Annotated in this window: 13 protein-coding genes; all 13 read left to right on the top strand. The window is 40.6% G+C overall.

What is annotated here, in order from left to right:
• Positions 1 to 35 precede the first annotated feature (35 nt).
• The 13 genes from H7U17_RS00210 (at position 36) to mrdA (ending at position 14211) form a co-directional block, all read left to right on the top strand.
• Positions 36 to 701 carry a heme exporter protein CcmB gene (locus H7U17_RS00210; protein WP_186753534.1) on the top strand — a complete coding sequence of 222 codons (666 nt, stop codon included), beginning with the start codon at positions 36 to 38 and terminating at the stop codon, positions 699 to 701.
• A gap of 80 nt (positions 702 to 781) precedes the next feature.
• The gene (locus tag H7U17_RS00205) at positions 782 to 1486 is read left to right on the top strand and encodes a cytochrome c biogenesis protein (RefSeq protein WP_262891693.1); all 705 of its coding nucleotides are present in this window, start codon (positions 782 to 784) and stop codon (positions 1484 to 1486) included.
• Positions 1487 to 1729: a CcmD family protein gene (locus H7U17_RS00200; RefSeq protein ID WP_186753530.1), complete on the top strand. Its 243-nt coding sequence runs from the start codon at positions 1487 to 1489 to the stop codon at positions 1727 to 1729.
• A gap of 49 nt (positions 1730 to 1778) precedes the next feature.
• Positions 1779 to 2195, top strand: a complete 417-nt coding sequence (locus tag H7U17_RS00195) for a cytochrome c maturation protein CcmE domain-containing protein (RefSeq protein ID WP_186753528.1) — start codon at positions 1779 to 1781, stop codon at positions 2193 to 2195.
• 40 nt (positions 2196 to 2235) lie between these two features.
• Complete coding sequence (gene ccsA / locus H7U17_RS00190; RefSeq protein WP_186753526.1) at positions 2236 to 4764, top strand: cytochrome c biogenesis protein CcsA; 2529 nt, start codon at positions 2236 to 2238, stop codon at positions 4762 to 4764.
• 190 nt (positions 4765 to 4954) lie between these two features.
• On the top strand, positions 4955 to 5734 hold the full coding sequence (locus tag H7U17_RS00185) for a Rossmann-like and DUF2520 domain-containing protein (RefSeq protein WP_186753518.1): 780 nt from the start codon (positions 4955 to 4957) through the stop codon (positions 5732 to 5734).
• Between the two features lie 79 nt (positions 5735 to 5813).
• Complete coding sequence (locus tag H7U17_RS00180; RefSeq protein ID WP_186753515.1) at positions 5814 to 6686, top strand: geranylgeranylglycerol-phosphate geranylgeranyltransferase; 873 nt, start codon at positions 5814 to 5816, stop codon at positions 6684 to 6686.
• A 279-nt stretch (positions 6687 to 6965) separates the two neighbouring features.
• Positions 6966 to 7523 carry a phosphoribosylglycinamide formyltransferase gene (purN, locus tag H7U17_RS00175; RefSeq protein ID WP_186753514.1) on the top strand — a complete coding sequence of 186 codons (558 nt, stop codon included), beginning with the start codon at positions 6966 to 6968 and terminating at the stop codon, positions 7521 to 7523.
• 69 nt (positions 7524 to 7592) lie between these two features.
• Complete coding sequence (gene purH, locus H7U17_RS00170) at positions 7593 to 9119, top strand: bifunctional phosphoribosylaminoimidazolecarboxamide formyltransferase/IMP cyclohydrolase (RefSeq protein ID WP_186753512.1); 1527 nt, start codon at positions 7593 to 7595, stop codon at positions 9117 to 9119.
• Between the two features lie 905 nt (positions 9120 to 10024).
• Positions 10025 to 11053, top strand: a complete 1029-nt coding sequence (locus tag H7U17_RS00165) for a rod shape-determining protein (protein WP_186753510.1) — start codon at positions 10025 to 10027, stop codon at positions 11051 to 11053.
• A 7-nt stretch (positions 11054 to 11060) separates the two neighbouring features.
• Positions 11061 to 11897 carry a rod shape-determining protein MreC gene (gene mreC, locus H7U17_RS00160; RefSeq protein WP_186753508.1) on the top strand — a complete coding sequence of 279 codons (837 nt, stop codon included), beginning with the start codon at positions 11061 to 11063 and terminating at the stop codon, positions 11895 to 11897.
• 148 nt (positions 11898 to 12045) lie between these two features.
• Positions 12046 to 12408 (top strand): Rod shape-determining protein MreD, encoded by a 363-nt coding sequence (locus tag H7U17_RS00155; RefSeq protein ID WP_317172657.1) that lies wholly within the window; start codon positions 12046 to 12048, stop codon positions 12406 to 12408.
• Positions 12409 to 14211 (top strand): penicillin-binding protein 2, encoded by a 1803-nt coding sequence (gene mrdA, locus H7U17_RS00150; RefSeq protein ID WP_186753504.1) that lies wholly within the window; start codon positions 12409 to 12411, stop codon positions 14209 to 14211.
• The last annotated feature ends 1 nt before the right edge of the window (position 14212 follow it).

The raw sequence follows: 14212 nt of genomic DNA, 5'->3' as shown, positions 1-14212 counted from the left end.
AGAGCTAATCCATTCTTTTCTATATTTGTGCCACTATGTGGAATGAAATAATTGTATTGATCAAAAAGGAAATCACCCTAGAGTGGAGACAAAAATACGCTCTAAATGGCATCCTATTATATGTGGTCAGCGCCGTATTCATCACTTATCTGAGTGTTGGCGCCAAGCAAGGCAATTTATCCATTCCCACTTGGAATGCTCTTTACTGGATCATCATTTTATTTTCATCGGTCAATGCAGTCGCTAAAAGCTTTGTTCAAGAACACCAAGGCAGACAGCTTTATTATTATATGATTGCTTCCCCCGAATCGATTATACTTTCCAAGATTATCTATAATACACTGCTAACTCTAGTACTCGCTCTACTAGGCTATACTGTCTTCAGTATTATTTTGGGCAATCCGGTCCAGGATCAGCCCATGTTCATCTTGAATCTTCTATTAGGAGCCATTGGTTTTTCTGCTTGTCTTACCATGGTTTCAGGCATTGCTTCCAAAGCCAGCAATAATGCTACCTTAATGGCTATACTCAGCTTCCCTATTATCATCCCGATACTTTTGATGGCCATTAGAATCTCGAAAAATGCAATAGACGGTCTTGATAGAGGTATTAGCCTTGACAAGCTTTTCACCCTTTTGGCCATTAATGCTATAATAGGAGCAACGGCCTATATACTCTTCCCCTACCTTTGGAGAAGCTAAGCCCATTTAAAAGCAAACAAGCTCCCGTCCATGTAACTTTTTTAGGAAAAGGTCGAAAATGAGGAACTTATACCTTACTTTTGCATTCGTATAGCAAATTTATCAAAATGCGAGCACACTGGTGGAAAGTATTGGCGATCATACTATTAGCATACACAATTGTCGCCGGTCTTCTATTTGAAGTACCTAGATTACCCATTCTCAACGAAACAATCCGCGCACTTTATTTTCACGTGACCATGTGGTTTGGTATGATCCTCATGCTGATGGTGGCCGTGGCCTATAGTGTCAAATACCTGAGGTCAGGAAACCTAAAGGATGACGATGTAGCCCTGGAGTTCACCAATGCCGCCATATTATTTGGCGTACTGGGCATAGTAACCGGAATGCTTTGGGCCAAGTTCACGTGGGGAGATTATTGGAGTGGAGACCCCAAGCAGAATGCAGCTGCCATTGGGCTACTGATGTATTTTGCCTACCTGATCTTAAGGAATTCCCTTACTGATGTTCATCAAAGGGCCCGAATCGGCGCCGTCTATAATATTTTTGCTTTTGCGGCCTTCATCCCGCTTATTTTTATTTTGCCGCGCCTCACTGACAGCCTTCACCCGGGAAATGGGGGAAACCCTGGCTTCAACGCCTATGATATGGACAGCAAACTGCGCATGGTTTTTTACCCTGCAGTAATTGCCTGGACATTACTGGGGGTTTGGCTTTCCAACCTTAGAATAAGAGCAAAAAGACTAGAAAGAAAATTAGAAGATAAAATTATTAATCAACAATAAATGCAAAAGTGGTTAGTGGTTTTCCTACTTTTCATCAGCCTTCAGGTGATGGGACAGGAAAAAACAGAAATCAAAACTGAAGATTACCAAAATTACAGCGTGGACATGGCGGACCAAATGCGTGAAAATGGAAAAATTTACGTTTTGGTCGGTATAATTGGAATTGTTATGGGTGGTATTTTGGTTTACTTAATAGGAACCGACAAAAAACTATCACGTCTAGAAAAGGAATTCAATAGCTAAACCTCTATTAGCCTATTTGCGTAAGGTTTTTAGTTAACAAAATATAACCATGAAAAAGGGACATATACTAGGACTGGGTATTATTGCAGTAGCAATCATGATCATTGTCTCCTCCATCGGAGATGCCAGTTCATACGAAAGCTTTTCCACAGCCAAAGAAATGGCCAATAATGGCGATGACGACCCAATACATGTTGTGGGACAACTCACCAAAGACAGTATGGGAACTGTAACAGGTTTGGAAGTAAGTGAAGACAAAACTTCTTTTACCTTTTCTATGATAGACAATGACGGCACCGTCCAACAAGTCTATTATAATGAGCCCGTACCATCCGACTTCGTACGTTCTGAACAAGTCGTGGTAATAGGTTCCTATAAAACCGACAAAATGTTTGTTGCAGACAAAATACTGATGAAGTGTCCTTCCAAATATCAGGAAACGGAGCTCAAAACTGCTTCTATGTAATGCTTCTTCAAAATTTTGCACCTCAGATTTTCCTAAAATTATGATCAATACCTTTATAGGTAACCTCGGCCATTTCATGGTGATTTTGGCTTTTGTTAGCTCCCTTGTCACGGCCTACTCCTATTATCAATATACCGTAGTTTCCGAAATTGAAAAAGCCACTTGGAGAAAATTCAGCAGGGTTTTCTTTTATATCCATGCGGTTTCCGCTGTTTCCATTGCAGCTGTACTTTTCTATATTATTTACACTTTTAGGTTTGAGTACTTTTACGCCTACTCGCATGCGTCCAAGTCCTTGCCCGTTCACTATATGATTTCCAGTTTCTGGGAAGGCCAAGAGGGCTCTTTTATCCTTTGGATATTCTGGGATGTAATCCTTGGCCTCGTCTTAATCCATACCAACAAGTCCTGGGAAGGCCCAGTGATGGTAGTTTTCTCCTTGGTACAAGCATTCCTTGTATCCATGATTTTAGGTGTAGTGATCGGAGATTTAAAAATAGGCAGTTCTCCATTTATTCTGCTCAGAGAAGTAGCTAACGCTCCAATATTTGAAATTAATCCCGATTTTGTCCCGGAAGATGGTACAGGACTGAATCCTTTATTACAAAACATTTGGATGGTCATCCACCCTCCAACACTATTTTTGGGTTATGCCTCTACATTAGTTCCTTTTGCCTATTTGATGGCTGGCCTTTGGACTGGAAGGTTTAAAGAGTGGATCAGACCTGCCTTACCTTGGACCATATTCTCAGCGCTGATTCTGGGTATGGGAATTATCATGGGCGCCTACTGGGCTTACGTAACGCTAAACTTTGGTGGCTACTGGAACTGGGATCCAGTTGAAAATGCCTCTTTTGTTCCTTGGTTGATCATCGTGGCCTCTATCCACACCATGATCACCTTTAAGAAAAGTAGCACAGCCTTAAAAACCTCTATAGTCCTCGTTACTCTACAGTTCATCTTGGTATTATACGCTACTTTCTTAGTGAGATCAGGTGTATTGGGAGACACTTCTGTGCACTCCTTTACCGATCTGGGACTATCCGGACAGCTACTGATTTACCTTTTCTTTTTCATGTTTGTGGCCATTTATTTCTCTGCAAGGTCATGGAATAAAATTCCTACATCTGAAAAAGAAGCCTCTGTTTATTCTAGAGAATTTTGGATATTCATTGGAGCTACTACGCTTGGCTTAATGGCTTTCCAAATCATTTTGCCTACTTCCATACCTGTATTTAATGCAATAGTAGAAGCATTTGGAGGCCTTTCCAATATGGCTCCTCCTGCTGACCCAGTAACCTTCTATACCAAGTTCCAATTGTGGTTTGGTGTCGTCTTGGCCTTGCTAACAGCCGTGGGTCAGTTTTTCTGGTGGAAGAAAATGGACAAAAAGGAACTTAAGAATGCACTGGCAACACCCTATATCATTTCCCTGCTTATAGCAGCTGTGATCATTACAGTAGCCAAAGTATTCAATATCTCCTATATGGTCATTGTTTTGGCAGGTACTTTCACCATAGTTGCCAATTCCACCATCTTGGCTAAACTGCTCAAAAAGTCCACCTTCAAATTGGCCGGGGGCTCTTTGGCCCATATTGGTTTGGGCTTAATCTTGATCGGAGTAATGTTCTCTTCTGGATATTCTGATGTGATCTCCATCAATATGTCCGGATTGACCTATAAAAAAGACTGGGAAGACGAACTGAATAAGGAAAACGTACTGCTTTGGATCAACAAGCCACTTCAAATGAAGGACTATGAAGTGGTCTATAGGGGCCGAAACAAAAAACTAGAAGGTGTACCAGGCTATGTAAGTGTCAATAAACTGGAGTCCACTGGTAATGTCAATGAAGCAATTGCATTGGAGGATATTACCAAAGACGGAAAAACCTACTATAATAAAGGCGACAAGGTCAATATAGTACTGGAGGAAAACAGCTATTTTGAAATTGAATATTACCAAGATCAGGAACTGCAGTTCACTTTATTTCCTATGTCCCAGCCAAACCCAACCATGGGTTTGATTTCCTCTCCAGATTCTAAGCATTTCCTTCAAAAGGATCTTTACACGCACGTTTCTGCCATCAATAGTTATGATGATCCAGAATGGAGTGATGGAGAGACATTTGAGGCCTCTCCTGGAGAACAATTCCATTTAGGAGATTATGTAACCACTTTCGAAGGTGGTGAAGTATTGAATGAAGTAGAAGGTGTAGAGCTTCAAGAAGGTGATGTGGCAGTAAAAGCTAAGCTTACCGTACATGACCATGACAGGAACATCCCATTGGATCCTATATTCCTAATCCGTGGAAATTCAGTGGGCAAAATACCGAGTATCAATAACGATCTGGGCTTAAAAGTACAGGTGGACAATATTTCCCCTGAAACCAATAAATTCTCCTTTAAGGTCAATACCTACCAAAAGGATTATGTAGTGATGAAGGCATTGGTTAAACCTCATATCAATGTACTATGGATCGGTACCATCATCATGTTAATTGGCTTTGGTGTCGCCATTTATAGAAGGTATGATGAATTTGTAAAAATGAGAGATAAAGGACTTGAATAAGCCTTTCAATTGATAAACTTAAAAGTCTGCATTTAAATGCAGACTTTTTTTATACCGTATTTATTACATAAGGATCCCGATTAAACTGGGAACCATGGAATTGGCCTGAATGAGGCTAAAACGTTTTGTTCAATCAACGAAAGCCGTATCTTGGGTAACCAAATCATTTAATAATCGTCTATCAACTCCCATGGAGAAATATTCTATTGCGATTTTAGGCACAGGAAATGTGGCCTGGCATTTGGCTCCAGCATTGGAAAATGCTGGCCATTCCATTACTGAGGTGTATAGTAGAGACTTACACCGTGCAGAGAAAATCACCAAAAACCTATATACTGCTGAGGCCAAAACGGATTTGGACTTTTCTGACAGCAAAGCAGAAATTTACATAATGGCTATCAGCGACTATGCTATAGAGCAAATAGCAGATGCTATTATTTTACCAGAAAACAGCACCCTTATTCATACTTCAGGCAGTATGGATTTAAATATCCTGGGCTATAGCTCAGCATCCTATACGGGTATATTCTATCCACTACAGAGTTTCAGCAAATCGCGTCCCCTGGACTTTGAAGATGTACCCTTCCTTTTGGAGTCCGATGACCAAGAAACACTCCAAATGCTCAAAAGATTGGCCAAAAGCTTGAATTCAAGCTTTTACCAAATAAAATCCAAAGACCGAAGGGCCTTGCATGTGGCAGCTGTTTTTGCAAGCAACTTCACCAACCATATGATCAGGATCTCTGAGGAAATTATGAACCGACAAGGACTTGATTTTGAAATGCTCCAACCATTGATCATCGAGCAAATCAGTAAAACATTACAAATAGGGGCTAAATCTGCCCAAACAGGTCCAGCAGTAAGAGGAGACTTGAACACACTTGACCTCCACCATCAATTTTTAAATTATAATGAACAATTGGCCGAAATATATAAGCGAGTATCACAAGATATTATTGACGCCAATTAAAAAGGAATTAAAACCGAGCACCCCCAATATTTTCAAGGCAATACAACACAATAAACAAAGATTCGTCTATTTTTGAACCATGAAGAGGTCATCATCACCAAAAGCATTTTCTTTTTCTGCCTTTTTCAAAATTATCAGATCAGATAATTTGATGATGATGGGATTTGCCCAAATCATGACCGCCTACTTTTTGGTCGAAAAACAAATGAATGGGCAATCAGTGATAGGGGATTACAAGCTCTATTTACTCATACTTTCCACCATTACCATCGCTGCAGCCGGTTACCTTATCAATGATTATTATGATGTAAAAATCGACTATATCAACAAACCTGATGAAGTCATCATAGGCAAGGGTATGCGCAGAAGAATGGTCATGTTTCTCCATACTGTTTTAAATTTTATAGGAATAGGGCTTGCCAGCATCGTCAGTTTAAAAATTGGTCTTATACATTTTATAGCAGCCTTCATCCTATGGCTTTATTCCAATTCACTCAAACGAATGCCTTTTATAGGGAACCTGGCTGTGGCCTCATTGACCGGCTTGGCCATTTGGGTCATTGGTTTTTACTATCAGCGTGCTGAGTTACTTGTTCTGACCTATGCCATCTTTGCATTTTTTATCAACCTTATCCGAGAGATCATAAAAGATATTGAAGACAGAGAAGGTGATAGAAAGCATGGCTGCAAAACATTGCCGATAGTACTCGGCTTCAGGGCCACCAAAAACATCATATTCATTATTGCGGCAATATTTGTTCTTGCTATATTGATTGTTGCCTATAAAGTCAATAACCCACTATTATACATCTACTTTGGGGCCTTGGGAATTTTGTTTTTCCTCTTTATGTACAAAATCTACTATGCCGACCGAAAAAGCCATTTCACCCAGTTAAGTCGATTATCCAAATTACTGATGCTCACAGGGGTCATCAGCATGGCTTTTCTGTAGAGAAAACTGTTGTAAAACCTTTCTTAGGGGCAGGGAAATCGCCTTTAAGATATCAGTGCAAAGATGTCAGCCTGAGCGCCCGCCTTCCGGACGACAGGGAGTCGAAGGCTAGACGTAGAATCTCGACTTCACTCAGGCTGACCCCATATTCCACATTAAATCATCACATTGGCCTAAAGGTGATTTCCCTGTACTTAGGAGTAAAAATGCTTATGGGCTAAAAATTTATCCTTATTTTTGTACCCTCAATCATTTAGGATCATCTAAACAGGTAATCACTTGAAAAAAATCGCCATCCTAGCCTCCGGAAATGGCAGCAATGCCGAGGAGATCATCAAGCATTTCAATGGCTCCGACTTGGCCCAAGTAATTTGCATCGCCTCTAATAAGAAAGATGCCTATGTATTGGAAAGGGCAAAAAATCATGATATCCCTAGTTTTTCTTTTACCAAGTCTGAAATGGAAGCTGGAATTTTGGAAAAAACCTTTGAGGAAATGGAAGTGGATTTTGTCGTATTGGCGGGATTCCTATTAAAAATCCCTGACGGACTTATCCAAAACTTCCCTGATAGAATGATCAATATTCATCCTGCTCTGCTTCCAAAACATGGAGGAAAAGGCATGTATGGCATGCGCGTACATGAAGCAGTAAAGGAAAATGGTGATAAGGAAACTGGCATAACTATCCACTTTGTCAATGAAAAATATGACGAAGGTCGGGTAATATTCCAAAAGACAGTACCAGTAGAAGCAAATGATAGTCCAGAGGATATTGCCAACAAAGTACACGCATTAGAATACAAATATTTCCCAAAAGTAATCGAAAGTCTGCTTTAATCAGCTGATTTTCCTACCTTTGCAGTTTAAAATAATTACGCAAACCTATTTCATACAATCCTTTCAAAAATGGCTGTTAAGAAAATTCAATCTGCCCTTATTTCTGTCTTTTATAAAGACAATCTTGAACCTATCATCGCCCTACTAAAAGAGCAGGGAGTAAAAATATACTCTACCGGAGGTACACAGAAGTTCATTGAGGAGCAAGGTGCAGAAGTAACTGCTGTAGAAGATCTTACTGGATACCCTTCTATCTTTGGAGGTAGGGTAAAGACCTTACACCCTAAAGTATTTGGTGGAATCCTTCACAGAAGAGAAGACGAGGGAGACCTTTCCCAAGCACAGGAATTTGAAATCCCAGCCATTGATTTGGTAATTGTGGACCTTTATCCATTTGAGGAGACTGTAGCCTCAGGAGCTACTGAGCAGGACATCATTGAAAAAATTGATATTGGAGGCATTTCTTTGATCAGAGCAGCTGCCAAAAACTTCAAAGATGTAACCATCATCGCTTCCCGCGATCAGTACAGTGAGTTGGAGGAAAGATTGAAAAAGAATGAAGGTGGTACTACCATCGAAGACAGAAAATACTTTGCGGCCCAGGCATTCCAGGTATCTTCCAACTATGACACCCATATCTTCAATTACTTCAACCAATCTGAAGAAATCCCAGCCTTGAAAATCAGTGAAACCACTGCCAAGGCATTGAGATACGGTGAAAACCCTCACCAAAAAGCCCATTTTTATGGCAAGCTGGAAGATCTTTTCGAGCAATTGAACGGAAAAGAACTTTCTTATAATAACTTGGTGGACATTGATGCGGCCGTTGCATTGATGGCTGAATTTGACGGAGAAACGGCCTTCGCAATCCTTAAGCATAATAATGCCTGTGGTGTGGCCAAAGGCAACTCTGTAAAGGAAGCTTACCTTAAAGCATTTGAAGCGGATACACTTTCTGCATTTGGTGGCGTATTGATCACCAACCAAACAGTGGACAAGGCAGCAGCTGAAGAAATGCACAGCCTATTCTTTGAAGTATTGATTGCCCCTGCATTTGATGAAGATGCACTGGAGGTATTGAAAGGCAAGAAAAACAGGATCCTTCTACTTCAGAAAACCAATGTAGGTGGCACCAAGCAAATCAAGACCTTGCTAAACGGTGTCATCGAGCAGGACAAGGACTTGTTCATGGAAACCAAGGAAGACTTCAAAGTAGCTACCAAATTAGCACCAACTGAAGAACAGAAAGACGCATTGGTATTTGCAGCCAAAGTTTGTAAGCACACCAAATCCAATACGATCGTATTGAGCAACCAAGATCAGTTGTTCGCCAGTGGCGTTGGACAGACTTCAAGGGTAGATGCATTGAAGCAAGCCATCGAAAAGGCCAAGTCATTTGGTTTTGAATTGAAAGGTGCTGTAATGGCTTCCGACGCATTCTTCCCCTTCCCTGACTGTGTGGAAATCGCCTCAAAAGAAGGTGTAGCTGCAGTCGTTCAGCCGGGTGGATCTATTAAGGACAAAGACAGTATCGACTTCTGTGACCAAGCAGGAATGGCCATGGTAATGACAGGAGTAAGACACTTCAAGCACTAATCAGAAAATCAATTCTGATATATCTTAGAACTCCCCAACTGAAAAGTCGGGGAGTTTTTTATTTCATTTGTTGCTGTTGTTGCTGTTCAGGATTTGCAATCCTGAACTAAAAATAAAGAGGATTTAAAATCCTCAACATTTAGATTCGGGATTGCAAATCCCGAATAGCTATAATCACCGCCCTCTGGAAGTCCACTTGACAACTTTTCATGTTCACCTTATCAAAGGTAAAGGTTTGATCTTAATAATAACGCCCTACATCCACCCTTCAACATCCCGGCAACTTCCCTTGGACAGATCGGTTACTCCGCTTACTTTCCTTTGGTTTAAACAAACATCTCTCCCAAATTATCTTTGGAATTAACTCGGTAATTTCCGGGCTTGATCCGAAGGTGATCCGAGGGTGATCCCTAAGTGATCCGAATATTATTCTGTTTTTCTTTAAATAAGACTGAAGTTAAAATAAAGACATCGTAGATGGAAACAGTTAAGAATGCCTGAACATCACCAAGGGGGGCTAACCCTACTGTTCAGGAATTCAAATCCTAAACGGTCAATAAAGGAGGATTTAAAATCCTCGCCATTTAGATTTGGGATTAAAAATCAAGAGTAGCAATGATAATATATTCCGTATAGCAATCAAATTGGACTACTTTTTGCTTAATCAGCCCAAACCAAGCACGGGAAATCAAATAATCACCTAAAAAAGCCCATTTGAGTACAGAAAATGTCTTTTATTACAAAACTCATTTCTTTCTCATTGCAAGTGATTTAAAAAAAAATTGTGCTCGATATTATAAATCCAAATTAAGGTAATAATTTTGTTGTCCCTCGTTTTATTTAAGCGTTGTTAATGCTAACTTTAAACGATCAACTCAAACGTAATTTATTAAGAAAAGACCAGGATGGGATTATTCGACTTTTTCTCAAGTGATATAGCTATAGATTTAGGTACAGCCAATACCCTTATTATACATAAAGAAAAGATCGTGGTGGACGAACCCTCGATCATTGCCATCGACAAATCCAGCAACAGGATTTTGGCGGTTGGCCGCGAAGCGATGAACATGCATGAAAAAACGCATGAAAACATCAAAACCATCCGTCCCCTAAAAGACGGTGTGATTGCGGATTTCTACGCGGCAGAGCAAATGATCAGGGGCCTGATCAAAATGATTCCTGGACACAAAAAAGGCATGTTCCCACAGTCTCATAGAATGGTGATCTGTATTCCTTCAGGAATCACTGAGGTGGAGAAAAGAGCTGTAAGGGATTCTGCAGAACACGCTGGTGCCAAGGAAGTATATATGGTATACGAACCAATCGCCGCAGCAATCGGTATCGGTATAGACATAGAAAAACCTATGGGTTCCATGATTGTTGATATCGGGGGTGGTACTACGGAAATTGCCTTGATAGCCCTTTCAGGTATAGTTGCTGACCAGTCCATAAGAGTTGCCGGTGACACCTTCACCAAGGATATCTTGGACTATATGAGAAGGCAGCACAACCTACTAATAGGTGAAAGGTCTGCTGAAAAAGTAAAGATAGCCATTGGTTCTGCCCTAACTGAATTGGATGATGCTCCTGAAGATTATGAAATCAGGGGTCGTGATCTAATGACTGGTATTCCAAAGGTCATCAAAGTTTCTTATTCGGAAATTGCCTTTGCTTTGGATAAGTCGGTTTCAAAGATTGAAGAAGCGGTATTAAAAGCATTAGAGATCGCTCCTCCGGAACTCTCTGCAGACATTTATGATAATGGCATTCACCTTACGGGTGGTGGCGCATTGTTAAAGGGACTCGACAAGAGACTTCATCAGAAGACCAAACTCCCTATTCATATTGCCGAGGATCCTTTAAGAGCGGTAGTGAGAGGAACAGGTACCGCCCTGAAAAATATAAATAGTTTCAGAACCGTGTTGATGACCTGATGATTGAATGCAACGCATATTATTATTCCTATATAGTATAAGGGCCTTTTTGCTATTCATCATCTTAGAGGCAATAGCAATTTGGCTAATCGTAAGTTATAATTCACCACAAGGAGCTGTTTTCTTCAACAGCTCCAATAGTTTTACCGGAAGTTTTCTTAATGCCAAGGATGGTTTTACGTCCTATTTCACCTTGGGAAGTACCAATGAAGACCTAGCTGCGAAAAACGCGGAACTCATGACCATGCTGGCCAGTAAGACCCCAGAGATGGATAGTGTTACTTTGGAGTTAGACAGTGTACTCAGTGCCACTTATGAATTCAGATCTGCAAAAGTCATCAATAATTCCATCAATCTTCAGACCAACCAAATCACCTTAAACAAGGGTGCGAAGGATGGTATTAAAGAAGGTATGGGGGTATTTAATGGTGAAGGAATTGTGGGTAGGGTAAAAGGTGTATCCAAAAACTTTGCATCTGTCATCTCCCTTTTGCACACAGACCTACTGATATCTTCCAAAATCAAAACCAAAAATGAAATTGGTTCAACCCAATGGGATGGTAAAAATCCTCAGTTGGCCAAACTGAAATATGTCCCTAGACACGTCGAAGTAGCAAAAGGTGACACAGTGGTTACTTCAGGATATAATGCTGTATTCCCCGAGGGACTTTTGGTAGGAACTATTGAAGAAGTCAATAAGGGAACTGAAACCAATTATTTGGACATTACCATTAAGTTGGCCACCAGTTTTAATAAACTGACCTATGTATACCTGGTAGAAAACAATATGGAGGCCGAGTTGGATTCACTCCAAGAAATTTCCACAAATATCAATGAACAGTAAAACTATATTCACATCCATCATAGGACTTGTCCTATACTTTTTGATACAGATTCTGGTGTTGAAAAATCTGGTGCTGTTTGGCATGGCTTTTTGCTTTCTGTACGTTATATATTTGCTCCTGCTACCAATTGAAATCAAAACTATCCCTATGATGTTATTGGCATTCCTATTAGGGTTTGGGATTGATATATTCTATGACAGCATGGGGCTTCATACAGGCAGTGCAGTGATGATGGCCTTTTTGAGAAGACCTTGGATTCAGTTAATCACTCCAACTGGAGGCTATGATTCCAATACTCCTCCTAATCTATTGAATATGGGGATGGGATGGTTCCTTACTTATTCCCTGCCACTTATATTGGTTCATCATCTTACATTCTTCTTCATTGATAATGTCGGCACTAACTTGTATATTCCAATGATATATAAGACTTTGGCCAGCACTGCATTTACCTTTGTATTAGGTGTTATTGTTCAAGTCTTGTTTTATAAAAAAAGTAGAAGCATTTAAATGAATGAGAACAGGCACAGTGTCATCACTGTGGTCATTATTATTGTCGGCATAGTTTTACTAACTAAGCTTTTTGTCATACAAGTATTGGATGACAGTTTCATGCGACGTGCAGAAAGAAATGCCGTGCAAAGAATAGTCGATTACCCCTATAGAGGCTTGGTATATGACCGCCATGGGGAGCTACTTGTTTATAATAATCCTGTCTTTGACCTGATGGTCATCCCCAAAGAGTTTAGTATAAAGGACACTGCCAAGTTCTGTAAACTATTCCAGATCGAAAAGGACCAGCTTATTGAGCGTTATCAGAAGGCAAGGAAATATTCCTATGTAAAACCATCTCCGCTGATAAAACAAATCTCCAACACAGAGTTTGCCAAGATTCAGGATTACCTCATCGATTACCCCGGCCTATTTATCATGACACGGTCGGTTCGAGCCTATCCAGATTCTGTAGGGGCAAGTGCTTTGGGCTATATCGCAGAAATCCAACCCAGACAGTTGGAAAGGGATTCTGCGGACTATTATAACCAGGGAGATTATATTGGACATTCTGGAATCGAATCTTATTATGAGAAAATTCTAAGAGGTAAAAAAGGAGCAAAATACAAAATGGTCAATGTAAGAGGAGTGGACAAAGGCTCCTTTAAAAATGGCCAACTAGATACCGCCTCCATCCCTGGTGAAAACCTACAATCGACCATAGACTTAGAATTACAGAAGTATGGTGAGAAACTAATGGAAGGCAAAAAAGGCTCAGTAGTAGCCATTGAACCTAAAACAGGTGAAATACTTTCCATCATTTCCGCACCAGTATATAATCCGAATCTATTAGCTGGAGCTGCCTATGGAAAGAATTATGGCAAATTGTTGAATGATTCTACGAGACCTTTGTTTAACAGGCCCATTATGGCCATGTATCCTCCAGGATCTATCTTCAAAATCGTTCAATCCCTTATTGGACTCCAATGGGGTGTCATCACCCCTAATACCACTTTTGCCTGCAATAAGGCCTTAGTGGCATGTCATAATCACTCCAGTCCTGTAAATTTGTTTGGTGCCATCAGGAATTCCTGCAACCCTTATTACTATCAGGCCTACCGATTGATGATCAATCAAGATATTTCTTCTAATACCTATACCGATACGCAAATAGGATTGGACAAATGGCATGAAGCGGTTGAAAAATTTGGATTGGGAAACCGATTGGGTATCGATTTACCTTCTGAAAAAAGTGGGGATGTACCTTCAAGTCTTTTGTATGATAGAATGTATGGTAAAAACAGATGGAAATACTCTACCATATATTCCCTATCCATTGGCCAAGGAGAGATGTTGGTTACCCCTATACAGATGGCCAACTTGGCTGCCATCTTTGCTAACAAAGGCTACTTCTACACACCCCATTTGATCAAGTCTGTGGATGGAGATCCCAAGAAAATCCCCGAGGAATACCAAATCAAACATGATGTAGGCGTCTCTGCCCATCATTTTGATATGGTTCAGGACGCCATGGCTGAAGCGCTTTATGGAACGGCCATGAGGGCAATCATTAGTGACATCACCATAGCCGGTAAAACAGGCACGGCCCAAAACCCCCATGGGGAGGACCACTCCGTATTCGTTGCTTTTGCGCCCAAGGAAAATCCACAAATTGCCATTGCTGTATATGTGGAAAATGCTGGCTGGGGCGGACGTGCTGCTGCGAGTACGGCCAGCTTGATGATTGAAAAATATTTAAGAGGACATATAGAAAGACCGACCTTGGAAGACTATGTTTTGGTCGGCGATTTTGGAGACTAAA

This window comes from Echinicola salinicaeni (assembly GCF_014280965.1).
Lineage (GTDB): Bacteria > Bacteroidota > Bacteroidia > Cytophagales > Cyclobacteriaceae > Echinicola > Echinicola salinicaeni.
The sequence above is the reverse complement of the archived record's forward strand: the minus strand, read 5'-3'. Positions and strand labels throughout refer to the sequence as shown.

Coding starts and splice junctions, on each gene's coding strand:
- H7U17_RS00210 (WP_186753534.1), top strand. CDS start 36: ATGTGGAATGAAATAATTGTATTGATCAAAAAGGAAATCACCCTAGAG.
- H7U17_RS00200 (WP_186753530.1), top strand. CDS start 1,487: ATGCAAAAGTGGTTAGTGGTTTTCCTACTTTTCATCAGCCTTCAGGTG.
- H7U17_RS00195 (WP_186753528.1), top strand. CDS start 1,779: ATGAAAAAGGGACATATACTAGGACTGGGTATTATTGCAGTAGCAATC.
- ccsA (WP_186753526.1), top strand. CDS start 2,236: ATGATCAATACCTTTATAGGTAACCTCGGCCATTTCATGGTGATTTTG.
- H7U17_RS00185 (WP_186753518.1), top strand. CDS start 4,955: ATGGAGAAATATTCTATTGCGATTTTAGGCACAGGAAATGTGGCCTGG.
- H7U17_RS00180 (WP_186753515.1), top strand. CDS start 5,814: ATGAAGAGGTCATCATCACCAAAAGCATTTTCTTTTTCTGCCTTTTTC.
- purH (WP_186753512.1), top strand. CDS start 7,593: ATGGCTGTTAAGAAAATTCAATCTGCCCTTATTTCTGTCTTTTATAAA.
- H7U17_RS00165 (WP_186753510.1), top strand. CDS start 10,025: ATGGGATTATTCGACTTTTTCTCAAGTGATATAGCTATAGATTTAGGT.
- mreC (WP_186753508.1), top strand. CDS start 11,061: ATGCAACGCATATTATTATTCCTATATAGTATAAGGGCCTTTTTGCTA.
- H7U17_RS00155 (WP_317172657.1), top strand. CDS start 12,046: ATGATGTTATTGGCATTCCTATTAGGGTTTGGGATTGATATATTCTAT.
- mrdA (WP_186753504.1), top strand. CDS start 12,409: ATGAATGAGAACAGGCACAGTGTCATCACTGTGGTCATTATTATTGTC.